Here is a 25,802-nt window from a genome sequence, read left to right as displayed (position 1 = left end):
TTTGTGATAAAATATAGGGAGTAGAAAAAGGAGGAGAAAATGGACGAATCGAGAGAGTTGAATGCCGTCATTGATGTGATTATGCTAGCAGGAACCATTCTCCTGAAAAGTGGCTCAGAGATTCATCGGGTCGAGGATACGATGATCCGTATTGCCCATTCGCAGGGAATATTGGATTGCAATGTTCTTGCCATGCCCGCAGCTATTTTCTTTTCTATTGAAAACACCAATATTTCTCGGATGAAACGGGTGACCTCATCCTCTTATAACATTGAAAAAGTTTGCGATGTCAATCAAGTATCACGGGAGCTTGTCGGTGGCCAGATTGATCTCTCGACAGCCTTTAAAAAGCTGAAAGAAATCGGCGATCAAGCACTTCCTTATACAAAGTTCCAAGTGACTGTAGCAGCGACCCTCAGTGCCCCTTTCTTCTCGATTATGTTTGGGGGCAATGTTTATGACGCTTTTGGTGCAGCTATTGCAACTTTATTTGGATTTGCCTTCTCTCTCTACGTCGAGAAGTTTGTCCGCATTCCTTTTGTAACGGCCTTTGCGGGTGCCTTTGTTTTCGGATTGATCGCCCAGTTCTGGGCCCGCTATACAGGATTTCCTTCGACGGCAGACCTGATTATAGCAGGAGCGGTCATGCCCTTTGTTCCAGGGATTGCTCTGACAAATGCGGTACGGGATATCATGACCAACCATATCAACTCTGGTATGAGCAAGATGTTTGAATCTTTGCTCATTACCCTCGCTTTAGGGGCTGGCACCTCTGTCGCCCTGGTTTTGATGACATAAGATGACTCTAACAAGTATTTTGCTCCAAGCAGTGGCGAGTTTACTCGCCATTATCACCTTTCTAATCGTACTGAATGTTCAACGCTCCATGCTCCTACCTGGTGGTGTTTTGGGAATGGGCGTTTGGCTCCTCTATCTCGTCCTCAAAGAACCAACCAATGTTATTGTCGCGACCTTTATCGCAGCAGTAATTGGCTCTTGCATCAGTCAGATTTTAAGTATTGTCTATAAGACACCAGCGGTGGTCTTTGTCTTGGCTATTCTTGCCCCCTTGGTGCCAGGTTATTTATCCTATCGGACGACTGCCTTCTTTGTGACAGGCGATTACAGCCATGCTATTGCCAGCGCGACTTTGGTGGTTATGTTAGCCCTCGTTATTTCCATTGGAATGGCAAGTGGAACGGTGATTCTAAAGCTTTATTACTACATCCGAAAACAACGAGGAATCTCTTCCTAATACAATCAAAGCAAAGACTTGATTTGTTGAATCAAGTCTTTTTTCTCTCTTTTGTTCCTATTTGTGATAAAATAGAATGAAACGATTTTTTACAATGAATGAAAAAACAGAGGTAAATATGACAATCGGTATTGATAAGATTGGTTTTGCGACCAGTCAATATGTCTTGAAATTACAAGACTTAGCAGAAGCGAGGGGAGTTGACCCCGAAAAATTTAGCAAGGGACTCTTGTTAAATGAAATTAGTATTGCTCCACTGACTGAGGACATTGTTACCTTGGCAGCTAGTGCAAGCAACTCTATTTTAACAGACAAAGAAAAAGAAGAAATCGATATGGTCATCGTGGCGACTGAGTCAGGGATTGACCAGAGTAAGGCAGCGGCAGTCTTTGTTCATGGCCTATTAGGCATTCAGCCTTTCGCCCGTAGCTTTGAAATCAAAGAAGCCTGCTATGGAGCGACAGCTGCCCTTCATTATGCTAAATTGCATGTGGAAAATTCTCCAGAGTCTAAGGTTTTGGTTATTGCCAGTGATATTGCCAAGTATGGTGTCGGAACTCCGGGCGAACCAACTCAGGGTGCTGGAAGTGTGGCGATGTTGATCACCCAAAATCCGCGCATTATGGCCTTTAACAATGATAACGTTGCCCAAACGCGCGACATCATGGATTTCTGGCGTCCGAACTATTCAAGCACTCCTTATGTAAACGGCATGTACTCGACCCAACAGTATCTTGATTGCCTGACAACGACTTGGGATGAATACAAGAAACGCTATGATTGGACTATGGATGACTTTGCGGCTATCTGCTTCCACTTGCCTTATCCTAAGTTGGCCCTAAAAGGCTTGCGCAAGATGATGGACAAGAACTTATCTCAAGAGAAAAAGGATAGTCTGCAAGAAAACTTTGATAAGTCCATTCTCTACAGTCAGATGATTGGAAATATCTATACAGGTTCCCTCTTCCTCGGCCTTCTCTCCCTTTTGGAAAATACAGAAACTTTGAAGGCTGGAGATAAAATTGCCCTCTACAGCTACGGAAGTGGAGCGGTTTCAGAGTTCTTTAGTGGTGAATTGGTCGAAGGCTATGAGGCCTATCTCGACAAAGATCGCTTGAGCAAACTCAAACAACGTACAGCACTGTCTGTTGCAGACTATGAAAAAGTCTTCTTCGAAGAGGTGCAGTTGGATGAGTCTGGCTCAGCCCAATTTGCAGGCTATGAACATCAAGACTATGCCTTGGTGGAAATTGTCGACCACCAACGCCGATATAGCAAGGTTGAAAAATAATGAAGATAAGTTGGAATGGATTTTCTAAAAAATCATACCATGAGCGCCTTGAGTTGTTGCGAGATCAGGCGCTCCTTAGTCCTGACAAGCAAACAAGTCTGGAGCAGGATGAACAAGTCAGCTTAGCTGTTGCAGATCAGCTGAGTGAAAATGTGGTAGGAACTTTTTCTCTGCCTTATTCGATCATTCCAGAACTTTTGGTGAACGGTCAGGACTATACAGTTCCCTATGTGACAGAAGAACCCTCAGTGGTTGCTGCGGCCAGCTATGCAAGTAAAATCATCAAGCGGTCTGGTGGCTTTACTGCTCAAGTACATGAGCGCCAGATGATTGGGCAGGTAGCCCTTTATCAAGTTGCTGATCCTGAACAAGCGCAAGAGAAGATTTCCAGCAAGAAAGCCGAACTCTTGGAACTTGCCAATCAAGCCTATCCTTCTATCGTCAAACGTGGAGGCGGGGCGCGTGATTTACATGTAGAGCAGATCAAAGGTGAAACAGACTTTCTCGTTGTTTATCTCCATGTTGATACTCAGGAAGCCATGGGAGCCAATATGCTCAACACCATGCTGGAAGCCTTGAAGCCAGTCTTAGAAGAACTCAGTCAAGGACAGAGTCTTATGGGAATTTTGTCCAACTACGCGACTGATTCTCTGGTGACAGCAAGTTGTCGTATCGCCTTTCGCTACTTGAGTCCCCAAAGGGACCAAGGACGAGAAATTGCGGAGAAAATAGCCTTGGCTAGCCAGTTTGCGCAGGCTGATCCTTACAGAGCGGCTACTCATAATAAAGGGATTTTTAACGGTATTGATGCCATTTTAATCGCCACGGGTAATGACTGGCGTGCTATCGAAGCTGGGGCCCATGCCTTTGCCAGTCGAGATGGACGCTATCAAGGTCTTAGTCAATGGAAGCTGGACATGGAAAGAGAAGAATTGGTTGGTGAGATGACATTACCCATGCCGGTAGCTACAAAGGGTGGCTCTATTGGACTCAACCCACGTGTAGCCCTCAGTCATGAACTACTAGGAAATCCTTCAGCCAAGGAATTAGCTCAAATTATCGTGTCCATCGGTCTTGCCCAAAACTTTGCGGCCCTCAAAGCCTTGGTAAGTACGGGCATCCAGCAAGGCCACATGAAGTTGCAGGCCAAATCCTTAGCTCTACTAGCTGGTGCTAGCGAGTCTGAAGTTGTTCCCCTAGTTGAGCGCTTAATATCGGAGAAAACCTTTAACTTAGAGACAGCCCAGCGCTATCTCGAAAACTTAAGATCATAAAAAACTCAGACGAATTCGTCTGAGTTTTTTGTACTTAAATACTTTTTCCAGGTAATAGGGTGACTGGTAAGAAGTAACCAGTTGTCGCAACTTCCTTGCCTTCAATCTTCTGCAAGAGAAGATCAACAGTGAGTTGGGCAATCTCTTTCATAGGTTGCTTAATCGTTGTCAGGTGAGGATAGTAGTTCTCGATAAAGTAAGTCCCATCGTAGCCGATGACCTTGAGCTCATCAGGAACAGAGATACCTAGCTCCTGAGCTATTTTGATAACCAGGATAGCTGTCAAATCATCCGAAGCAAAAATCGCATCTGGTTTCTGATGGGTCAAGATATTTTTGATTTCCATTTCTTTTCTGACGGGAGAAAAGTCACTCGAAACATTGATAATAGGCGCTTTTGGGAGAATAGAGGCAAAGCCAGCATGACGCAGTCCAGTCGGTGAGTTAGAGTTATCATTTCCTGTAATCATGATGATAGACTGGGCTCCAGTCTTGACCAGAGTTTGGGCTGCGAGGACCCCGCCACCGTAGTTATCAGAGGAGACGACAGGGATGTCTGGTGATAGATTTCGGTCAAAGGAAATAATCGGTGCCGTCACACGATTGTAGTCTTCGATTCCCAAGTTGTGACTTCCAGAAATGATACCATCGACCTGGTTGGCCTCCAGCATTTCAATGTACTCCCGTTCTTTTTCAGAGTCATGTTCGCTGTTACAGATGATGGTTTTGTAACCATTTTTGAAGAGTTGGTGTTCCAACTTGTCAATCAACTCTGCATAAAAGACATGACTGATGTTTGGAAAAATAAGTCCAATCAACTTGGCAGATTTTCCTTGGAGACTTCGAGCCAGATTATTGGGCTTGTAGCCCAATTCTCGCATGGCTTCATTAACCTTTTGGATGGTTTTCTCAGATAGATAACCCTTTTTATTGATGACCCGTGAGACGGTAGTGGGGCTGACGCCTGCAAGTTTTGCGACATCAGTTAGTTTTGCGACCATAATCTAATTCATAGTAAGTTCCAGTTGGTTTTCCAGACTTGATCAGGATACCATTTTGGTCTGCATGTGGGAAGACACGACCAGAAAATACTTTTTCTCCTTTATTGATGAAAATTTCAAAGACTGACTTGTCGATGAAGATAGTGGCAGTAGTAGCTTGGTTATCGATAGGGCAAGAACGAGTCGTACCAAATTCTTGGGCGTACTGTTCACCAGCCTGACTACGATCCACTGTCACCTGTCCATTGACAAGGTCAAAGTTGATTGAAAGCCCCTTGCCTTCTTTATCAGCAAGTAAGACAATCTCGCTTTGGCTATTGGCCTCCAAGTTGAGCTCGAGTTCATAGGTGTTGTTGGTTTGAGTACGATTTGAGAAGACCTCTTCAGAAGCACGAAGTTCTTTGACGGCTGCGACCGGATATTGGTAGAGTTTGCCATCTTTGATAGTGAGTTCTTTGACCAATGAGAAGGTTCCTTGGTGGTCAAAACGGTCAGATGGGTAAGAAACATCTGGCAACCCAAGCCAACTTACTGCTAGTGCACGTCCATCTGGAGCGTTGAAGGCTTGAGTTGCATAGGCTTCAAAACCATAGTCTAGATTTTGCAATGGAGACACATCTACCATTTCGGCATTTTCAGGATCAAAGGAAGCCCCGATTTTGTACATGTTTGGATAAATATTATCATAGTCTAGAACACTCTTATCCAATCCTTGTGGGCAGTAGAGAAGAACAGGTTGCTCCCCTACAAAGACTAGATTTGGACATTCCATCATGTAGGCAGTGCGGTCGTTAGCAAAGTCAAGGTCGCCAACTGCTTGCCAGTTTGTGTAGTCATTGTCCACAGCCTTGTAGAGACGGACGAAGCCTTTTTTCTCCAAGTCCTGTCCACCGACGATAGCATAATATTGACCCTTGAAGTTAAAAATTTGCGGATCGCGGAAGTGGTCTGTAGAGTCTGATGGCTGGTCAATCAAGATCTTATCAATCTTTGTAATCTTGCCATCCTTATCCATCAAAGCGCCAATCTGGTATGGGTGACGGATCCAATTTTCATCGCGGACATTTCCAGTATAAAATAGGAACAAGTTATCGCCAAACTGCATGGCAGAACCAGAGTAGGCACCGTGGCTATCTAATGGAGTATCTGGTAAAACTTTGACTCCAGTTTCTGTAAAGTGCACCAGATTATCACTTTCAAGCTGCACCCAAGACTTCAAACCATGTGCTGCACCAAAGGGGAAGTTCTGGTAAAAGAGAATCCATTTACCATCAAAATAGGAAAAGCCATTTGGGTCATTGAGAAGCCCCATTTTAGGCTCGACATGGTAATGAGTATGCCAAGGAGATTGTGCCATCTTTTCCTTGATTTGCTTGATTTCATCATCTGTCCAATCTTCATAGCGTCTGTAGCGACGCTCTGTTGTCCATTCCATTTTATCTTTCCTCCTAAAGTTCTACTATCTTAATAGTAAACGTTTTCGACCAAAAAAGCAAGTCTTTTATGTTAAAAAAAAGAAAAATATGTCAAACGATTGCTAGAAATTAAGTAAAGGAGATCTAGCAAATTTTCACGAAAAAATGAAAGAAAATATAAATAAAAGCCTTGATTCCTCAAGTTTAAAGATATTTTTTTGAGGAAAAAGAGAATTTTCCTCAAAAACGAGCAAAAATAATCAGAGAAAAAAGAAAGGGTTTAAAAATTTCTGCAAAACGCTTGACATATTTTTGAAAGATGATAAAATAATACTCGTAGGGCGAGTAAAATCGCTTTCAAATAAGAACAAATTTTTTTATAAGGAGATTTTTGCAAATGACCAATACAGAAATTGCAAAAAAAGTCATCGAAGCCTTGGGTGGACGTGAGAACGTCAACAGTGTAGCTCACTGTGCGACTCGCCTCCGTGTGATGGTTAAAGATGAAGCGAAAATTAACAAAGATGCTATCGAGAACTTGGAAAAAGTTCAAGGTGCCTTCTTTAACTCAGGTCAATATCAAATCATCTTTGGTACTGGTACAGTAAACAAGATGTACGATGAAGTCGTAGCTCTTGGTTTGCCAACTTCTACAAAATCTGAAATGAAAGCAGAAGCTGCAAAACAAGGAAATTGGTTCCAACGTGCTATCCGTACATTCGGTGACGTCTTCGTTCCAATCATCCCAGTTATCGTAGCGACTGGTCTCTTCATGGGTGTTCGTGGTCTCTTGACTGCTCTTGGAATTACACTTCCAGATGATGTGAAGATTTACTCAGAAATCCTTACAGATACAGCCTTCATCATCTTGCCAGGATTGGTTGTTTGGTCAACCTTCCGTGTATTCGGTGGTAACCCAGCCGTTGGTATCGTCCTTGGTATGATGCTCGTATCTGGCTCACTTCCAAATGCCTGGGCTGTTGCTTCTGGTGGTGAAGTAACTGCAATGCAGTTCTTCGGATTTATCCCAGTTGTAGGTTTGCAAGGTTCCGTTCTTCCAGCCTTCATCATCGGGGTTGTCGGAGCTAAATTTGAAAAAGCTGTTCGTAAGGTTGTTCCAGACGTTCTTGACCTCTTGGTAACACCATTCGTAACACTTTTGGTCATGTCAATTCTTGGTTTGTTTATTATCGGACCAGTCTTCCACGTTGTTGAAAACTACATCCTTCTTGGAACAAAAGCACTCCTTAACTTGCCGTTCGGTCTTGGTGGTTTCTTAATCGGTGGAGTTCACCAATTGATCGTCGTATCAGGTGTTCACCACATCTTCAACTTGCTTGAAGTTCAATTGCTTGCTGCTGACCACGCTAACCCATTCAACGCTATCATCACTGCAGCTATGACTGCTCAAGGTGCTGCAACTGTTGCCGTTGGTGTGAAAACTAAAAATCCTAAACTGAAAACACTTGCTTTCCCAGCTGCTCTTTCTGCCTTTCTAGGTATTACTGAGCCTGCTATCTTCGGGGTTAACTTGCGTTTCCGTAAACCATTCTTCCTTTCATTGATTGCTGGTGCAATCGGTGGTGGATTGGCATCTATCCTTGGACTTGCTGGTACTGGTAATGGTATCACAATCATCCCTGGTACAATGCTTTACATTGGTAACGGACAACTTCTACAATACCTTCTTATGGTAGCTGTATCATTTGTACTTGGTTTCGCTCTTACTTACATGTTTGGTTATGAAGATGAAGTAGAAGAAGTTTCAGGAGCAATTTCTGAAGCTGAAACTGACCGTTTAACAGAAGAAGCAGTAACTGGTACTCTTGCTTCACCTAGCGAAGGTGTTATCCAAACACCAATCGTTGGTGACGTTGTTGCTCTTTCAAATGTGAATGACCCAGTATTTTCAAGCGGAGCTATGGGACAAGGTATCGCCGTGAAACCTAGCCAAGATGTTGTTTATGCACCAGCTGATGCTGAAGTGACAATCGTCTTCCCAACTGGCCATGCTTATGGATTGAGAACAGCTAACGGTGCAGAAATCTTGATCCACGTTGGTATCGACACTGTTTCAATGAACGGTGAAGGCTTCAACCAAAAAGTTAATCAAGGTGATAAGGTTAAAGCTGGAGATGTTCTTGGAACATTTGACTCAGCTAAGATTGCTGCTGCTGGTCTTGATAACACAACAATGGTTATCGTAACAAACACTGCAGACTTTGCTTCAGTATATCCAGTTGCTTCTGGAACAGTTGCTAAGGGTGATGCAATCATCGAAGTGAAAGCCTAATCCTCTTCAAAAATCAAATCTAAAAACAAAACGAACAAATGGCATGTTTGTTCGTTTTTGCTTGAATGGTAAGATTTACAGAGGAAAATCTAAAATATAGAGAAATCTAGACTTTCAAAATATGCTATAATAAAGAAAATAAAAACAAGAGGTTTATCATGACAAAATTATATGGAAGCTTGGAAGCGGGCGGTACAAAGTTTGTCTGTGCTGTCGGTGATGAAAACTTTAATGTTGTGGAAAAAACACAATTTCCAACAACAACTCCTATCGAGACGATCGATAAAACCATCGAATTCTTTTCAAAATTCGATAATCTTGCAGGCCTTGCTGTCGGTTCCTTTGGTCCGATCGATATCGACAAAAACTCAAAAACCTATGGCTTTATCACAACGACTCCAAAACCTCACTGGGCAAATGTAGACCTACTTGGTGCCCTTCGCCGCTACCTCAACGTACCTATGTATTTCACAACAGATGTAAACAGCTCTGCCTATGGTGAAGTGGTTGCTCGTAACAATGCTGGTGGTCGTATCGAAAACTTGGTTTACTACACGATCGGTACAGGGATTGGTGCAGGTGTTATCCAACGTGGTGAGTTTATCGGTGGTGTCGGTCACCCTGAAATGGGTCACTACTATGTGGCTAAACACCCAATGGATGTGGAGAAAGAATTTAACGGCGTTTGTCCTTTCCACAAGGGCTGTTTGGAAGGCTTTGCGGCTGGACCAAGTTTGGAAGCTCGTACAGGTATTCGTGGTGAAAACATCGAACTCAACAGTTCTGTCTGGGATGTTCAAGCCTACTATATCGCTCAGGCTGCGGTCAATGCTACTGTGACTTTCCGTCCAGATGTGATCGTCTTTGGTGGTGGGGTTATGGCCCAACAACACATGCTGGACCGTGTGCGTGAGAAATTTACAGCTCTTCTAAATGGTTACCTACCAGTACCAGACGTGCGTGACTACATTGTCACTCCAGCAGTTGCAGGCAATGGTTCTGCCACACTTGGAAACTTTGTCCTCGCTAAGAGTGTCGCAAAATAAAACAAAGAAACCATCCGCTTGGGAAACCAAACGGATGTTTTGTTTGATGAAAATGTTTTTGAGCCTTTCCTTAAGTGATTACGGACGGTAGCGACTTTCTTCGAAATTCCATACCTAAACTTTGAGCCTAATGTCTCAAAGTTCCCGAACACCTGAAACCATTAGATTTCAGGTGTTTTTATCACGACGGAAAGGCTGGGTAAGTCCTCGATTCACTATCGAAAAATAGGCATGATTTCCATACTAAAGTATATTTAGTATCAGGCTATTTTCTATTCTCAAAACATCTGCCAGAAGAAATCAATGATATAGGTCAAACCATAAGTATAAACCACTAGAGTAAAGGGCTTGGTCAGAATGATGATAATCATATAGCGTTTGAAGGTCATCTTGGTCAGGGCAGCCAGCATACAGAGAAAGTCAGCTGGACTGACAGGCCAGATCATCATAAAGATAAAGAACCGCTCGAAACGATTGCCCTTATCTAGCCAACCGATATACTTGTCATAGGTGCGTTTGCTGACGACGGACTGGACAAAGGCAGCTCCGTAGAGGCGCACGAGATAAAAGATAATGGCACAGCCAATCACGATGCCGATATAGTTATAGATAGTCCCGATGATGTGGCCGTAAATAAAGACCCCAGCCACTGAGGTCAAAGCTCCCGGAATGATCGGAACAACAGTTTGTAGGATCTGTAAAAAGATAAAGAGTGGTGGCCCCCAAACCCCAGCTTGCTGGATAAAGGCTGATAGGGTTTCCTTGGACTGTAATACTCCTGCCTGATAGGCCCAAATACAGAAAATCAAGGTGCCGACTCCCCCGACGATAGATGAGATATTGATGACTTGCTGAAGAAGGGGAGAAACAGCTTTCATTTGCTTATCCTGTGACATGTAAACTCCTCATAGATAGTATGATTCTACTATACCATATTTTGTGAAAGAAGGGGGAATTTAATGATAAACATGTTATAATAAAGAAAGTAGAACATCGTTAAAGGAGAGAATGATGCAAGTAAAACCAGAACTGGAGATAGAAAAACAACTAATCAACCAACTGGTAACTGGTGAAAGCCAATGGACTTATAGAGAAGACCTCAAAACAGAAGAACAACTATGGGACAACTTCTTTGAGAAACTAGCCCAAAACAATGTTGCTCTACTAGCAGACCATCCATTGACAGAGCAGGAAAAACGTCAGATTCAGAACCAACTGAACTTTGTCAGCTACTATGATGCTGCTAAGTGGTTGGTAGGTGAAAATGGCATTGCTAAAGTCGAAGTTCAAAGAGAAGATGCCAGCCTAGGAACCATTCGTTTATCAGTTATCTGGCGAGATAATATCGCAGCAGGAAAGTCTAGCTATGAAGTTGTCAATCAAGTCCAGAGAGAAAAAGTAAATCCTCTGGACCAAGACCGTAGACTGGATGTTACTCTTCTCATCAACGGTTTACCCATGATTCAAATCGAGCTCAAGAGTTCCCAAGCAGCATTTATCGATGCCTTTCATCAGATTAAAAAATATGACCGTGAAGGGAAATTCCGTGGTATCTACTCTAGCTTGCAGATGTTTGTTGTGACCAATAAAGTAGATACTCGCTATATCGCTGCAGCTAGGGAAAATAAACTCAACAAGCAATTTCTAACTAAGTGGGTGGATAAGGACAATCATCCTGTGACAAACCTGACTAGCTTTGCCCACGAAGTCCTTTCTATCCCTCGTGCGCACCAGATGGTCATGCAGTATTCTGTCATTGATGATAGCAAGAAATCTCTCATCCTCTTGCGTCCCTACCAGATCCATGCTATCGAAGCGGTGCAGGAAGCTTCGCGCCGTCAGGAGTCAGGCTATGTTTGGCATACAACAGGTTCAGGGAAGACCCTGACTTCTTATAAGGTGGCTCGGAATCTCCTCCAGATTCCATCCATCCAAAAGACGATTTTTGTCGTTGACCGCAGGGACTTGGACCAACAGACCACATCATCCTTCCTCTCCTATGCAACCAATGATGTCATTGATATCGATGAGACGGATAATACTCATGATTTGGTCAAGCGCTTAGGAAGTAATGATAAGCGGGTCGTGGTGACCACTATCCAGAAAATCACCACCATGATGCGCAAATTTGACCAAGGTCTTTACCAAAGAGATGCGGACAAAATCAAGGGACTCCGCGTGGCCTTTGTCGTGGATGAATGCCACCGTGCCGTGACGCCACAAACACAAAAGGACATTAAGGCCTTTTTCCCACAGTCTCTCTGGTATGGATTTACAGGAACGCCTATCTTTAAGGAAAATAAACGCCAGCAGGTCGGTGACCTTGCCCAAACCACCCAGCAACAGTATGGAGACCGTCTCCATGAGTATACGGTCAAGGAAGCCATCCATGATGGAGCTGTCTTAGGCTTTAAAGTAGACTATCGCAATACCCTCATTACGGATAGATCTGAAGATGACATACCAGATACTGTCTACGAAAATGAGGAACACATGCTAGAAGTCTTGGATGCTATTATCAATAAATCCCGTCAACAACTAGGCTTCCAAAAAGGAGTGGGTAAGACCTACAATGCCATCCTGACTGTCAAGTCCATCCCTCAAGCCCAAGCCTACTATGACCTACTCAAAAGAGTCAAGGCTGGTCAGACACGTGTCAAAGTATCTGAGAGGGTCAAGCAGGTCCTTCCAGACTTTCCAAAGGCGACCATCACCTACTCTGTCACTGAAAACGAAGAGGACTCAAGAGCCAACCAAGACCACATGAAGCAGGTCTTAGAGGACTACAACCAAGAGTTTGATACTCACTTTACCATGGCGGATCTTCGTGGCTTTAACACCGATGTCAATAACCGTCTAGCTAGGAAACAGGATAAATACCTCTATCGCAATGAGCAGTTGGACTTGGTTATCGTGGTCAATCGTCTCTTAACAGGATTTGATGCGCCTTGTCTATCGACTCTCTTTATCGACAGAAAGCCCATGCAACCGCAGGACTTAATCCAGGCCTTTAGCCGAACCAACCGTATTTTTGATTCTAGTAAGACCTATGGCCATATCATCACCTTCCAGAAGCCTCTAGCTTTTAAGGAAGCGGTGGACAATGCCCTCAAGCTCTACTCAAATGGTGGAGAAAACGAGGTCCTAGCGCCTAGCTGGGAAGAGGAAAAGAGAACCTTTTTACGGAGTTGCAGTGATTTCCAAAATCTCATCACAGATGATCCTGAGCAAGGGCTTCAAATCGAGCAGATTTCTACACCTGAGTTGAGAAAGCTCGCCAAGGCTTATCAAGTCTTTGATAAATATCTAGCCTCTATCCGAGTGTATAAAGAGTATGATGAGGAAGAGATCTACGCCCAGACAGGACTAAGCGCAGAAGAATTGGAAAACTATCTAGGTTTTTATCAAAATATCCTTGCAGAATTAAAAAGCCGAAGAGATGATGGTGATGAGGATGGGGAGCCCCTTGATATTCACTATGAGCTGGAGTCTATCCAAGTGGATGAGATTAACTATGCCTATATCCTAACCTTGATCCAAAGCCTGATCGAGCAAGGTCAGAGTCAAGAAAAGAACTTAAGCGCTCAAGATAGAGAAGCAGTGGACACCTATATCCAAAGTCTGGAGAAGATCAACCCAAATCTTGCCCAGATCATCACTGACCTTTGGAGAGAAGTCCAAGAACATCCGGAAAGCTATCGTGGTCAGTCTATCGCAAATATCTTGGATCAGATGATTGAGGAGGTCATCCAGCAACACATCCAAGTATTTAGCAAACGTTGGTATGTTGGAGAGGATGAACTCCGTTACTATGTCGAACACTACCGCAAGGGAGCTAAAAAACAACTAGGAGAAAGCCAACTGACCAAGAGCCAGCGCTATCAGGACTATAAGATAGAAGTGGCAGATGCCCTTAATCCCCTCCTCTATAAAAAACAAATCAAGGAAGCTTGTAAGCAACTTGTCGAAGAAGTCATTGAGCCACTCAGAGTGGGGAGATAGTCCTTCGAAGTTTCGAAGACATAGACTTCCTAAATTTTATATGTATTCTAAGCTTAGAATGATAAGAAATACATAAATTTAGGTGCATTCTAAGCTTCGAATGGTCTATCTGAGAAAGTTTTGGGGTCTTCGAGCTTTCGAATAGTCGTTTTTCCTAAAGTTTAGATGTATTCTAAAGCTAGAAAAGTTAAAATCTGAAAATAGTAAGAGTCTCTATCTGACAGACGGAGTGTATTTCCAGTCAGATAGGGATTTTCTATTTCTGAAATTACTGATTTATCCTGTAAAAGTAAGAAATAGACTAAAAAAGTGCTGTTGGGATGATAAAGGAGACAGTTGAGCGGATGAGAGTCATAAGTTCTTTGCTATTTGTTAGAATTGTCTTATCAACTTAAAGGAGAAATCTGATGAAGAAAGATAAAGAAAATGAGGAGAGTATGCTATCGACACTTCCTCTATGGGGGCTCCTATTTTTGGTCTGTGTATTGCTTCAAGTCTATGTTAGAAAGGATAGACCTTTGATTCAACCTGATAGACAAGGAAGCATTGTAAAAACAGATCAAAAACAGGTCTATCTTCCAGAACTAATCCAATCTTGGTTTGATAAAGAAAAAACTAAATGATTTGTTTAATAGAAAGGTTATCATCATGACAAAAATTTTCACTATCCGTCCGCTAAGCTATACCAACTTTACTAACCGTGAGTTTGAAAGTCTCATGGTAGATACGGGTCAACTACTAGAAGTTTTTGCCAAGGCACATAAGGACGAGTCTATGTATAGCAAGCATCTCGATTCCTTCAAGAGCAAGCTAGAAGACTTCCAAGGCCAACTCGCTATTGTAGAAAAGAAAGAGGCGACGAACCTGACCGAAGTCGATCGCAATCGTGACAGTGCCCTAGTCGGTCTCTTTACTCTTCATCGAGGATTTGCTAAGATCAAGGAGACCAAACTCAAAGAAGCTCATGAGACCTTGAAGCCAGTCTTTGCCAAGTACAAGGATATCACCAAGCACAGCAATGATGTGGAAACGGCAGAAATCAAGAGTTTGCTCAAAACCCTCAGTGAAGAACCCTACCATACGGCCGTTACCAGTCTAGGACTGACACCTATGCTGACGGCGGTGATTAGTGCGCAGGAAGACTATGATAAGGTGGAAAGTCAGGCGCGTGCGCATAAGTCTGCCAAGGAAGTCGGCAAGACCAGACAAGTCCGTACCGAACTAACCAGCATCTACGACCTCTTTATGCGCTATACCGCAGCCAGCGCAGAAGCCTATCCAGAAAAAGAACACCTGACTAAACTCCTTAAAGACCTGAATACAATCCGAGATAGTAAGCGACGATTGACTGGTTTCAATAAGAAGGAGAAGAAAGCGAAAACAGAAGAAGCGACACAAGTGGCAGGATAAAACCAACCCCTTAGGAATTGATTTCTAAGGGGTTATTTTGTGTATAAAAGCTTTATATACTCAGTAAGAATTGATATAATGGTATACATAGATGAAAAGAATATAATAATCGTAAGGAAATAGAAAAGTTAATGGAAAAAGAATATAAGTTTAGAGCACTTACTTCAAATAAAGATGTTGAAATAAAGCCGATAACACTAGCAGCACTTAAGTTTGCGATTGACAATAATTCGGAAGTAACAAATGTAGCTATTACTGGTAATTATGGAGCTGGAAAAAGTAGTGTTGTTGAGAGTTTTGAGGAAAAACGTAAAAAGACAAAATTCATTCATATTTCTTTGGGGCAATATGATGAAATAAAAAGTAGTGAAAAAAATGGACTTGATAAGCGAGAAATTAATACCATTGAAGGGAAAATAATTAATCAATTGCTTCATCAAATAGATCCTAACAAAATAAGGAAATCCATTTTTAAAACTCTTGATGCTGAATCACAGATCAACCCTCTCAATATTACACTGTATCTAAGTTTAACCATACTATTATCTTTGTATCTTTTTAATATTTCTTCATGGAGTGAATTGGTTCATAACTTTTGTTGGTTATCTTGGACTACGAAACCTATTATTTCTCTTCTTGTATTAATAACTTTATTTATTTTAATTGTATATGGAATTTATTTTTTACTGAAGCTACAAAAAGATTTTGGTTTTATCAAAAAATTATCCTTAAAGGCAGAAAAAGTTGAAACTGATATTGAAATCTTCTCAAATGAAAGTTCAAGGGTATCTTATTTTGATCGCTATTTAGATGATGTACTTTATTTGTTTAAGCAGTCTGAAGCGGATGTTATAGTATTTGAAGATATTGAACGTTTTAATGATTCTAGAATTTTTGAAAAATTGAAGGAATTAAATATAGTTATCAATAGAAAAAGAAAGATATGTGGCGAGTCCAAGCTGGTGTTTTTCTATCTTGTAAAGGATGATTTGTTTGAATCACAAGAGAGAACGAAGTTTTTTGATTTTATTATACCTGTAGTTCCTGTCGTAACCGCTTCTAATTCTCATGATATTTTAAAAAAATTGCTGACAGAAATGAGGGAATACACTAGGTTAGACAAGACGTTTTTATTTAATATTTCTTTATATCTTGACGATATGAGATTAATCAATAATATTTGTAATGAGTATCTGACCTATAAAGAAACATTGAGTAAATTACCATTAGAGCGTGAGAAAATTTTTTCAATGGTAGTCTATAAGAATATTTTCCCTAAAGATTTTTCACTTTTGCAAAGAAATCAAGGGTATTTATATGAATTGTTGAACTCAAAAGAAATAGCATTAAAAAATCTTAGAGAGGAGTTAAATAATAAGAAAAATGCTTTGGAGAGAAAGATAGAGAATGCTGAGGAAGAACATTTAAACGATGAAGTTGAATTATATGGAACTATCTTAAAAATACCGTCTGGAAGAAAAATAATTAAAGTAAATGGAAAATTTGAAAAAGATTTTTCAACACGTTATGATTACATAAAAGAGTTAATTGCAGGAGATAGTGAAATTTATTCCTTTGATAGTTATCATGATGCGGAGTATAATCAATATAAACGAAATGAGGATATTGATTCTTTATTTCCTAGTAGGAATACTCCGGAATTTCAAGAGCGTTTAAAGAATACTAAAAATAAAAAAATAATAGAAAAACTAAGAGAAGAAATTAAGAAAATAAATGATGAACTTGGTGAACTAGACAGCTATAGATTATCAGACGTTTATCAATATGCTAAAGATATTGATGATTTTAAAAGTGACTTTACAGAAGAAATAAGAAAGAATCCTCAATTCTCAATAATTTCTTTCCTAATTAGAAATACTTATATTGATGAGAGCTATCAAGATTATTTGAATTATTTCTATGAGAATACGATAACGGTAGAAGAAAAAGAATATTTAAGAAATGTAATTTCTGGCAGACAGAATAAATATAATATTTCTCTAAAAAATTTTGATGAAATCTTTAATTATTTAGAATTAAAAAATTATAAAAGTAGTAATGTGTTAAATTATGATTTATTTAGATTTCTGTTATATGCAAACGAACATAATGAGAAGTTGAAATTAATCTTTCACCAAGATAATATTTTGGAATTTTTACTGGACTTTTATAACGAATTATTTAGATTAGATGTTGAAAATAAATCGTTTTTCTCAGAGCGTGATATAAGGGTGTTTTTGATAAAATGGCTACATCATAACTCGGAACTCTTCAATGAGTATATTCGCCAAAAACATAGTAATTTGGTTGATAAAAGATTGATATTATCTTTAATGAATTTAGTTGATTTGTACGATTGTACAAAAGAAACAAAAGAACAAATTTCTAAATATCTAGAGATGACACAAGAGGTTTTTCTTAATATTTTTCAAAATTATTATTGTGATTTTGAGAAGTTTAAATACAATTTATCGGCTATAGATTTTAAAATTAAGGAATTTGATTTTGAGAGTTCAGGATATGAGGAAAATGTGCTGAATTATATTTATAAGAATCGCTTATACGATATTTGCAAATATAATGTACTATTTTTCATGGAACGGTATTCTGATATGGGCACAGAGTTATCAGATGTAAAACATAAAAATTATGAAATCATGACTGGTCAAAATGGATTAAAACCTTTACTAGATTATTGTCAATCTTCTGATGAAGAATTCCTAAAGTATATTTTAATGTATATTACTTTATCAGAGGGAGAGATGCGTGATAAACCTGAGTATATTGAACAATTATTGAATAATAATGTTGTATTTAATTATCAATTACCTCAGGAAACATTAGAACGTGATGAATCTGACGACTCAGATAATGACGAAAAAATTAAAAACGTTACATTAGAAGAAAAAATTATCTCCAGTATCCCAGAGTTTTATATAACTTATACTCAAGATAAATTCAATGATCTATCTAGTGAAAATCGAGAATTACTAGTAAAAAATCTTGTTCAGACTAAAAAAGCAGAAGTGAATACTGAAATTGTTTTAGAATATTTTAGCCAAAACAATGAAGGAGATACTAATTTAGTAGACTTTATTAATCAGAGTACTAATTTTAGGTTGGATAATAATATTTATCAAAACTTAGAGGAAGAAATTGGCAAAAAATTTCAAAAGTTTATCATAAAATCCTTAGGATTAAAGAAAACTATAAGAATACAGCTACTCAGAGATATAGGAATTCCTTACTATGAAATTTTTGACGATAAGAGCATAGATAATGATCAACTCCAAGATCTAATGTCTCAACATCTAATTGATTTTAACAAAATTAATATAGATTTTATAAAGGAAGAATATTCCGAACTCATAGGTTTCTTTATTCTTTATAATATTAATGATTATTTGAATTTTAACAAAGAACAGATTGATATAGAACAACTTGAAATTCTATATGAACAGAATGAATTTGAAGAAAAAATAGATTTAAAAATATTAGCACTTCTATTAGATAATCATTATAACGAAGATTATTTTATATATTTAATAGACAACTATACTTTTGATGAAGGTGACAAACAGCTTCAAGAAAATATACAAAAGATAGTTAAAAAATATATAAAACAATTTATAGAGTTGGATGAAGAAGGAATTAGTTATTCATTGTATGAATCAATCCTGAATTCGAATGATGTCTCAGCTGACCATAAGAAAAAACTTTTAGAAAAATTAATTTCTGTTTCAGAAAATAGAATCAAAATAGATAAGCTAGATTTATTAGGTGAGTATTTAGATTTATTAGAATTACCGGATATTATGCAAATTTTGAAGGAACAAATCAATGATAATAACTATACTAAATGGGAAGCTGCCTTTGAAAAATTAAACCAAAATGAAAGTAATGGTGGAAAAGGGAATCAGGATGCGAAGGTACCGAATTCTAAATTTAATAAAAAACTACTCGATTACTTAAAGAAAAGGGAGTTGATATCTAATAAGTCCGGAGGTGAAGGAACTGTACTAAAGCTATATGGATTTAGGACGAAACAGATCGAATTTAAAGATAGCTTGGGAGAAAATCATGAGTAAAAATAGTATCACTCCAATAAAATTTAAGAGTTTTTTAAATCATTGGTCATATACAAGATTAAAAGAAGTCAAAGACGTTCGAGATGGGACTCACTCATCTCCAAAATACATTGACAATGGGTATCCTTTAGTAACTTCAAAGAATTTAACAGATTCTGGACTAAATCTAAATGATGTATCATTAATTTCTGAGTCAGATTATAATGAGATAAATAAACGTTCAAAAGTAGAAGTAGGGGATATTCTACTTGGGCTAATTGGTACAATAGGAAAGCCAGTTTTAGTTGAAATAGATGGATTTTCTATAAAAAATGTTGGATTGATAAAAAATGGTGGAAAAATACAAAATCAATTTTTACTGCAATATTTAAAAACGAACTTATTCAATAAATATATTCAAATTGAAATGGCAGGGAATACTCAAAAATTTTTGGGGCTAGAAACGCTTCGTAATACCAAGGTTCCAGTTCCTAGTCCAGAAGAACAATCCGCCATCGGCTCCCTATTCCGCACCCTCGACGACCTTCTGTCCTGCTACAAGGACAATCTAGCCAACTACCAATCTTTCAAGGTTGCCGTGCTTGCCAAAATGTTTCCCAAAGCTGGACAGACGGTTCCTGAGATTCGTTTGGATGGTTTTGAAGGTGAGTGGGAGCTTCGTGAAATTAATGATTTAGCTGATGACTTTCAAAGTGGTGGCACTCCAAAAACAAATGTTCAGGAATATTGGGATGGGGATATTCCTTGGATTCAGTCATCTGACTTAGGGATAAATTGTCTATTTGAGATTAAAGTTCAAAAAAGTATTTCTGAGAAAGGATTGGAAAATTCATCAGCCAAAATAATTCCAAAGGATTCAATTGCGGTTGTTACGAGAGTTGGAGTTGGGAAGTTAGCAGTGATGCGTCATGAATACGCAACAAGTCAAGATTTTTTATCACTCTCAAATCTTAAATCAAATATAGAATTCACAGCATATTTGCTATATAGATTACTTCAAAAGGAGGTTAACCAACTTCAAGGGACATCAATAAAGGGTATTACTAAAGTGGAATTACTATCGAAAAAAGTACTTATCCCATCTCTCCCTGAACAACAAGCCATCGGCGCTTACTTCTCTAACCTCGATAATCTCATCAATTCTTATCGAGAAAAAATTTCTCAGCTTGAGACTCTGAAAAAGAAACTCTTGCAGGAAATGTTTATCTAACGTTTTATTTAACTGAAGGGGGGCTAACTATGCCAGATACAACTTTTAACCGTGAAAAGAAAACAGATAGACCTGTTATTGCACTTTGCTATGATTTTGATAAGACACTTTCTCCAGATAATATGCAGGCTCAAGGATATATCCAAACAGTACAACCAGAAGGTAGCGATATGATTGGTGATTTTTGGAAGGAGTCAAATGGTCGTGCCACGGCAAATAATATGGATAAGAACCTTGCTTATATGTATACAATGAAGAAAAAAGCACGTGGGCAAATCGTCTTTACAAAAGAGAAGTTAGCTGAGTATGGATCTCAGGTTGCACTTTTTCCTGGAGTAGAGGATTGGTTTAAACGCATAAGAGACTACGGGTATGATAAAGGGATCATTGTCGAGCATTATATTATATCTTCAGGTTTAAAAGAGATGATAGAAGGAACTACAATTGCAAAAGAGTTTAAAGAACTATACGCAACTTCTTTCTATTTTGATGATGATGGAGTTGCTGTCTGGCCTGCTCAAGTAGTGAATTATACTAATAAGACACAGTTTCTTTTTCGTATCTCAAAGGGTGTTCTTGATGTTAATGATGAAGCGGTTAATGATTCTTTCGCACCTGACGAAATCAGAGTTCCATTTCGAAATATGATTTATTTAGGTGATAGCGATACAGATATTCCTTGTATGAAATTGGTGAATTCTCAAGGTGGATATTCTGTCGGTGTTTTTAATCCAGATGAAAAAGATGAACTGAAGGCAAAGAATAAAGTCTATAAAATGATGAGAGATAATCGTATTTCTTACTTTGCTCCTGCAGACTATTCAGAGGGTAGTGAGCTTGACGAACTAGTGAAATTGATTATTGATAAAACTGTATACAATGAAAAACTGTATGAGAAAAAGTACAATAATCAAAAAGAAGCTATCGAACAAGCTAAACCAAAAGAAGAGCAAGAGAAATTAGATTTAATCAACTCATTAGAAAGTAGTGGTAGTTTCAAAAATACTCATGCTATTGTTGAGAAGTTATCAAAATATACTAGTTGGAAATATGAAGAATTGGAAGATCTCTTAGAAATTGCACTAGTAAATACACAGGTATGGCATATTTTAAATGATCCAGATATTAAAAAGTTTTACCAGTATCTTATTGAACAACTTGGTAGCAATACTGATGAGTTAATTAGAGACAAAGTTGAAAATATTCAACAAAAATTTGAATCTTAAATTGTAGATGAGAATTATTAGGTAGGTTATGACGGAAAATAATTTTATAAAATTAGATCAAATTGATACCGCAACTGCATCGAAAAATTTTGCAAATTTATTAAGAGAAAATAAGACATATTTTCTTAATGGTACTTGGGGATCAGGTAAGTCTACCTTTCTTAAAGAAGTCGACGATACAAAACAAGTTAAACTAGTAATCATTGATTTTTGGAGATTAAATGACAGTCGATCAACTCTAGAGACAGTTTTTGCGAGGTTACATCCATTTGTTTATTGGGGCTTAAGATTAATTGTAATTCTATGCATTGCATTATCAATCCTAATGACTAATGTAGTTGATTTGGGTCTAAGTGCTTATGTACCTAATTGGGTTGTTTTGTTTGCAGGAGTAATTGCTTTAATAGTTGCAATCCATCAGTTTTTGAAAATAAAATCAGATGGAATTTATAGCTGGTTGTTGACTAAAAATTATCTTTCATGTAGGAAGAAAATCTTGGTTGTTGACGACTTTGACAGGATGACTCCAGCTCAACAGGAAGCAAGTTATAAACTGTTTAGTTTACTCAATGGAAAACTTCCGATTATTTTTATTGGAGATATAGAGATAATCCATAGAAGTGAGAGTAATTATCTTTCAAAAATTATAGATCGACGAATTGAGTTGCCATTTGTTCTCCATCCTACAAAAATATGGAGTGATTATTTCGAACAATTGGAAAAGAGATTAGAAATAAAGCTTTCTGATGGATTTAAGAGGGCGTTCATAACAGATGAAAGAAATTTACGAGACAGAGAACGTTTTAATGATTATGTTAATCTAGAATTGATTGGACGTAATAAAGAGAAATATGTTCAAATTGAGCAACAACTTGTTGTTATATATCTTTTTCTATATTATCCAAAATTTTATGAAAGTCTAAAGAAAGATAAAGGATCTATTAAATTAGATCCGAATAAAACGTTAATATTAAAAGAACTTCATAATATTTTATTTGAAAAAAATAATTCATATCCTAGTTGTTATTTTTTAAATAAGGAAGCTTACCTTATAAATGAAGTACCATCAAATAGACTCACTGGAGAATTGATTCAGATTATTGATGATGAACGACAGCTTTCTAATGAAATTTTACTTTCACAGAATGATTTCCGAGATTTTATCAATGGAGAATACGAAAAACTAACTAATCAACAACAAGATTTATTGTTTTCAAATGCTTTAAAAGTATCAACTCACAGTGAAGATAACTTGCTAGTAAATCTTATTTTGCAGAAGAAGGTTAAGACTGAAATTCCTGAATATAGGATAGGGACTCAAGATGTGAATATTGAATTAGTTAAAAAGACTTATTTATTTTTAAAGAGTGTTTTAGGTAAAACAGATGTAAGCGAGATATTCTATTTTATTTTCAAACATAAAATTTTTAGATATCAAGATATGGAAGGTGTTAATACAGGATTAAGTCCTGATGATAAAGAATTTCCATCATACAGGTGGAAATATATAGTAATTTTGATTCACTTGTATGAACTAGATAAAGTACTTCAATTTTATGAATGGAGCAATACTATCTGGGGAGCCATAATGAAACTAAGTACAGAAGAGTTCCTCCGTTTTTGGATAGAATTTGGATTTATAAGTAATAAAGATCAGAATAAACCTGGGTATAATTCTAAAAATAAAGAATATATTTTTGTAAAAGATTTTAACACTTATGCTGACGAAGAAGATATTATTTTCTTAAAAGGAAGTATTAAGGAAAGATTAAACGAACTTGAAAAAGAAGGATTCAAATTCGAAGATTAAAAGCTAAAAGGAGTTGCCATGGTATCAGTAACACAACGTATAAAAGACATTCAGCAACCTCGAGGTGGTTATCTGCCCATCAAATTATTTTCAGTAGAGCAGTTCGAAGACCATAGAGTTCTGCATCCTGTAGAGTCTTTATCTCCTAGTTTAGTGGGGATTTGTGTGGACTACTTGACACGCTTTATGAAAGGGACAGAAGCCCATGATGCTTTCAGAATTTCTCTAAAGGGAGCTCAGATGGTTGGTATGGGAGACCTAGCAGAAGCACTGCTCGATTTGGTGACAGGATTGGACGATTTATCGATAGAAAGTGCGTGTCGTTTGGTTTCTTTTGATGTTGTTTATCGTGCAGGGAAACAGTATTATAAGCCTTTTGAGGAAATTATAGTAGATGCAGAAACGATAGAGAATATTCGTATCATGGTAGAACGAAGTCTTTGCTTTTTCGACCTCTATGGTCCTTTGGTAAAGGATGGTTTTAACTTTTTGGGAGGCTATACAGATACGATTGATAAGGGTGATGGAGATTTTCTGACCAAGGATACACTGTGGGATTTTAAGGTGACTAAAACAGCTCCTAATAAAGACCATACACTACAAGTCCTTGTCTACTATATCATGGGCCTACATTCCTTTGACCCTGACTTCCTGTCTATCGAAAATCTTGGATTTTATAACCCTCGAAAAAATATCGTTTATCAACTTCCAGTCTCTTCTATTCCTTTAGATTTGATTCAAACGATTGAAAATGAAGTGATTTGTTATAAATGAATGCTTGTTTAAAAATAAATTGCAAAACTTAGAAAGAAACATTATGGAAACAACACAAACGTCCCAGTCGCTCTACCAAGCCCTGTGGAATTCAGCGGATGTTCTCCGCTCCAAGATGGATGCCAATGACTACAAGTCCTATCTTTTGGGCATGGTCTTTTATAAGTACCTGTCTGACAAGATGCTCTTTTTCGTGGCGGAGACCATGGAAGAGGGGACGGATAGTCTTGAGGATGCCCTTGAGGTCTATCGTAACTACTACGAGGATGCGGATACCCATGAGGATCTGGTCTCTGTTATGAATGATGAGCTTAACTACATCATCAAGCCACACTTGACCTTTACGGCTCTGGTAGCACGTGTCAATGAGGGAACTTTCCAGCTGGAAGATCTAGCTCAAGGTTTTCGTGATATCGAGCAAAGCGACGACCTTTATGAAAACCTCTTTGAAGATATCGACCTTTACTCTAAAAAGCTAGGGGCGACTCCGCAAAAGCAAAACCAAACGGTAGCAGCGGTCATGAAAGAGTTGGCTATGCTAGATGTGGCTGGTCATGCTGGTGATATGTTGGGGGATGCCTATGAGTATCTGATCGGTCAGTTTGCGACTGACTCGGGTAAGAAAGCTGGTGAGTTCTATACGCCTCAGCCTGTTGCCAAGCTTATGACTCAGATTGCCTTTTTGGGTCGTGAAGACCAGCTAGGTTTTACTATCTATGATGCGACTATGGGGTCTGGCTCTCTTTTGCTTAATGCCAAGAAATATTCTCATAAACCGCAGACAGTTGTCTACTTTGGTCAGGAGCTCAATACCTCGACTTATAACCTAGCACGGATGAATATGATCCTACACGGGGTTCCAGTTGAGAATCAATTTCTCCACAATGCCGATACACTGGATGAAGACTGGCCGACACAGGAACCGACCAACTTTGACGGTGTTCTCATGAACCCTCCATACTCTGCCAAGTGGTCAGCAAGCTCTGGCTTCCTGAATGATCCTCGTTTCTCTCCTTTTGGGAAACTGGCACCCCAGTCTAAGGCTGACTTTGCCTTTCTCCTGCATGGATATTACCACCTCAAGCAGGATAATGGGGTCATGGCTATCGTCCTTCCTCACGGTGTTCTTTTCCGTGGCAATGCGGAGGGAACCATTCGCAAGGCCTTGTTAGAAGAAGGAGCTATTGACACGGTTATCGGTCTACCAGCCAATATCTTCTTTAACACCAGCATTCCGACTACGGTTATCATTCTCAAAAAGAATCGTACCAATCGTGATGTCTACTTTATCGATGCCTCTAAGGAGTTTGATAAGGGCAAAAACCAAAATATCATGACGGATGCCCATATCGAGAAGATTCTGGAAGCCTACAAGTCTCGTGAGGAGATGGATAAGTTTGCCCATCTGGCGAGCTATGAAGAAATTGTCGAAAATGACTATAACCTCAATATCCCTCGCTATGTAGATACCTTTGAGGAAGAAGAAGTTGAACCACTAACTGATATCGTCAGCAAGATTAACGAGACAAATCAAGCTATCGAAAGCCAAACAGCTTCTCTACTTGAAATGTTGAACCAACTCCACGGAACCACACCAGAAGCTGATGCTGAGCTCAAAGAGTTTTTGAAAAACTTTAAAGGGTGATGAGTGTAATTGATTCGCTCATAATTCGCTCATTTTTAGGATACAACTTTGTTTCCATATTTC

General features: G+C 38.7%; 18 protein-coding genes. 15 read left to right on the top strand and 3 right to left on the bottom strand.

From position 1 onward, the window contains the following. Positions 1–39: 39 nt before the first annotated feature. The 4 genes from GMD3S_RS0205475 (at position 40) to GMD3S_RS0205460 (ending at position 3,820) form a co-directional block, all read left to right on the top strand. Positions 40–798: a threonine/serine exporter family protein gene (locus GMD3S_RS0205475; RefSeq protein ID WP_000344538.1), complete on the top strand. Its 759-nt coding sequence runs from the start codon at positions 40–42 to the stop codon at positions 796–798. A 1-nt stretch (position 799) separates the two neighbouring features. Next, a complete protein-coding gene (locus GMD3S_RS0205470; protein WP_000176909.1) occupies positions 800–1,255 on the top strand; it encodes a threonine/serine exporter family protein in 456 nt (151 codons plus the stop codon). A 118-nt stretch (positions 1,256–1,373) separates the two neighbouring features. Further along, complete coding sequence (locus GMD3S_RS0205465; protein ID WP_008289040.1) at positions 1,374–2,546, top strand: hydroxymethylglutaryl-CoA synthase; 1,173 nt, start codon at positions 1,374–1,376, stop codon at positions 2,544–2,546. After that, positions 2,546–3,820 carry a hydroxymethylglutaryl-CoA reductase, degradative gene (locus GMD3S_RS0205460; RefSeq protein ID WP_000704366.1) on the top strand — a complete coding sequence of 425 codons (1,275 nt, stop codon included), beginning with the start codon at positions 2,546–2,548 and terminating at the stop codon, positions 3,818–3,820. Before GMD3S_RS0205465 ends, GMD3S_RS0205460 begins: the two co-directional genes overlap by 1 nt. A gap of 34 nt (positions 3,821–3,854) precedes the next feature. Here GMD3S_RS0205460 and GMD3S_RS0205455 read toward each other — a convergent pair whose 3' ends face one another. Further along, positions 3,855–4,820 carry a LacI family DNA-binding transcriptional regulator gene (locus GMD3S_RS0205455; protein ID WP_000225984.1) on the bottom strand — a complete coding sequence of 322 codons (966 nt, stop codon included), beginning with the start codon at positions 4,818–4,820 and terminating at the stop codon, positions 3,855–3,857. Further along, positions 4,801–6,255 (bottom strand): sucrose-6-phosphate hydrolase, encoded by a 1,455-nt coding sequence (locus GMD3S_RS0205450; RefSeq protein WP_000455345.1) that lies wholly within the window; start codon positions 6,253–6,255, stop codon positions 4,801–4,803. The genes GMD3S_RS0205455 and GMD3S_RS0205450 overlap by 20 nt, the downstream gene beginning before the upstream one ends. 377 nt (positions 6,256–6,632) lie before the next feature. On the opposite strand from GMD3S_RS0205450, the gene GMD3S_RS0205445 reads away from it, so the two are divergent. Then, positions 6,633–8,528, top strand: a complete 1,896-nt coding sequence (locus tag GMD3S_RS0205445) for a sucrose-specific PTS transporter subunit IIBC (RefSeq protein WP_000185530.1) — start codon at positions 6,633–6,635, stop codon at positions 8,526–8,528. Positions 8,529–8,686: 158 nt separating this feature from the next. After that, positions 8,687–9,574, top strand: a complete 888-nt coding sequence (gene scrK, locus GMD3S_RS0205440) for a fructokinase ScrK (RefSeq protein WP_000164293.1) — start codon at positions 8,687–8,689, stop codon at positions 9,572–9,574. Positions 9,575–9,852: 278 nt separating this feature from the next. Here the strand turns inward: scrK and GMD3S_RS0205435 are convergent, their stop codons facing one another. After that, complete coding sequence (locus GMD3S_RS0205435; RefSeq protein WP_000076176.1) at positions 9,853–10,470, bottom strand: TVP38/TMEM64 family protein; 618 nt, start codon at positions 10,468–10,470, stop codon at positions 9,853–9,855. Positions 10,471–10,582: 112 nt separating this feature from the next. On the opposite strand from GMD3S_RS0205435, the gene GMD3S_RS0205430 reads away from it, so the two are divergent. From GMD3S_RS0205430 to GMD3S_RS0205390, 9 genes are all read left to right on the top strand, one after another. Further along, the gene (locus GMD3S_RS0205430) at positions 10,583–13,576 is read left to right on the top strand and encodes a type I restriction endonuclease subunit R (protein ID WP_029709017.1); all 2,994 of its coding nucleotides are present in this window, start codon (positions 10,583–10,585) and stop codon (positions 13,574–13,576) included. Positions 13,577–13,983: 407 nt separating this feature from the next. Next, the gene (locus GMD3S_RS0205425; protein WP_000710794.1) at positions 13,984–14,199 is read left to right on the top strand and encodes a hypothetical protein; all 216 of its coding nucleotides are present in this window, start codon (positions 13,984–13,986) and stop codon (positions 14,197–14,199) included. Positions 14,200–14,224: 25 nt separating this feature from the next. Further along, positions 14,225–14,986 carry a DUF6261 family protein gene (locus tag GMD3S_RS0205420; protein ID WP_000161227.1) on the top strand — a complete coding sequence of 254 codons (762 nt, stop codon included), beginning with the start codon at positions 14,225–14,227 and terminating at the stop codon, positions 14,984–14,986. A 131-nt stretch (positions 14,987–15,117) separates the two neighbouring features. Then, positions 15,118–19,074 (top strand): YobI family P-loop NTPase, encoded by a 3,957-nt coding sequence (locus tag GMD3S_RS0205415; protein ID WP_000410316.1) that lies wholly within the window; start codon positions 15,118–15,120, stop codon positions 19,072–19,074. Beyond that, positions 19,067–20,284, top strand: coding sequence for a restriction endonuclease subunit S (locus tag GMD3S_RS0205410; protein ID WP_000042200.1), 1,218 nt, complete (start codon positions 19,067–19,069; stop codon positions 20,282–20,284). Before GMD3S_RS0205415 ends, GMD3S_RS0205410 begins: the two co-directional genes overlap by 8 nt. Before the next feature lie 29 nt (positions 20,285–20,313). Next, complete coding sequence (locus tag GMD3S_RS0205405; protein ID WP_001113489.1) at positions 20,314–21,510, top strand: haloacid dehalogenase-like hydrolase; 1,197 nt, start codon at positions 20,314–20,316, stop codon at positions 21,508–21,510. Positions 21,511–21,538: 28 nt separating this feature from the next. Then, positions 21,539–23,320 (top strand): P-loop NTPase fold protein, encoded by a 1,782-nt coding sequence (locus tag GMD3S_RS0205400; protein WP_000138469.1) that lies wholly within the window; start codon positions 21,539–21,541, stop codon positions 23,318–23,320. A gap of 18 nt (positions 23,321–23,338) precedes the next feature. Beyond that, the gene (locus tag GMD3S_RS0205395; RefSeq protein ID WP_000255407.1) at positions 23,339–24,094 is read left to right on the top strand and encodes a hypothetical protein; all 756 of its coding nucleotides are present in this window, start codon (positions 23,339–23,341) and stop codon (positions 24,092–24,094) included. A gap of 43 nt (positions 24,095–24,137) precedes the next feature. Further along, positions 24,138–25,739, top strand: coding sequence for a type I restriction-modification system subunit M (locus tag GMD3S_RS0205390; RefSeq protein ID WP_000450455.1), 1,602 nt, complete (start codon positions 24,138–24,140; stop codon positions 25,737–25,739). Positions 25,740–25,802: the final 63 nt, after the last annotated feature.

Origin of the sequence: Streptococcus sp. GMD3S (genome assembly GCF_000298695.2) — a bacterium.
GTDB lineage: Bacteria > Bacillota > Bacilli > Lactobacillales > Streptococcaceae > Streptococcus.
Note: the sequence above shows the minus strand (reverse complement) of the source record. Positions and strands in the feature narration are given on the sequence as shown.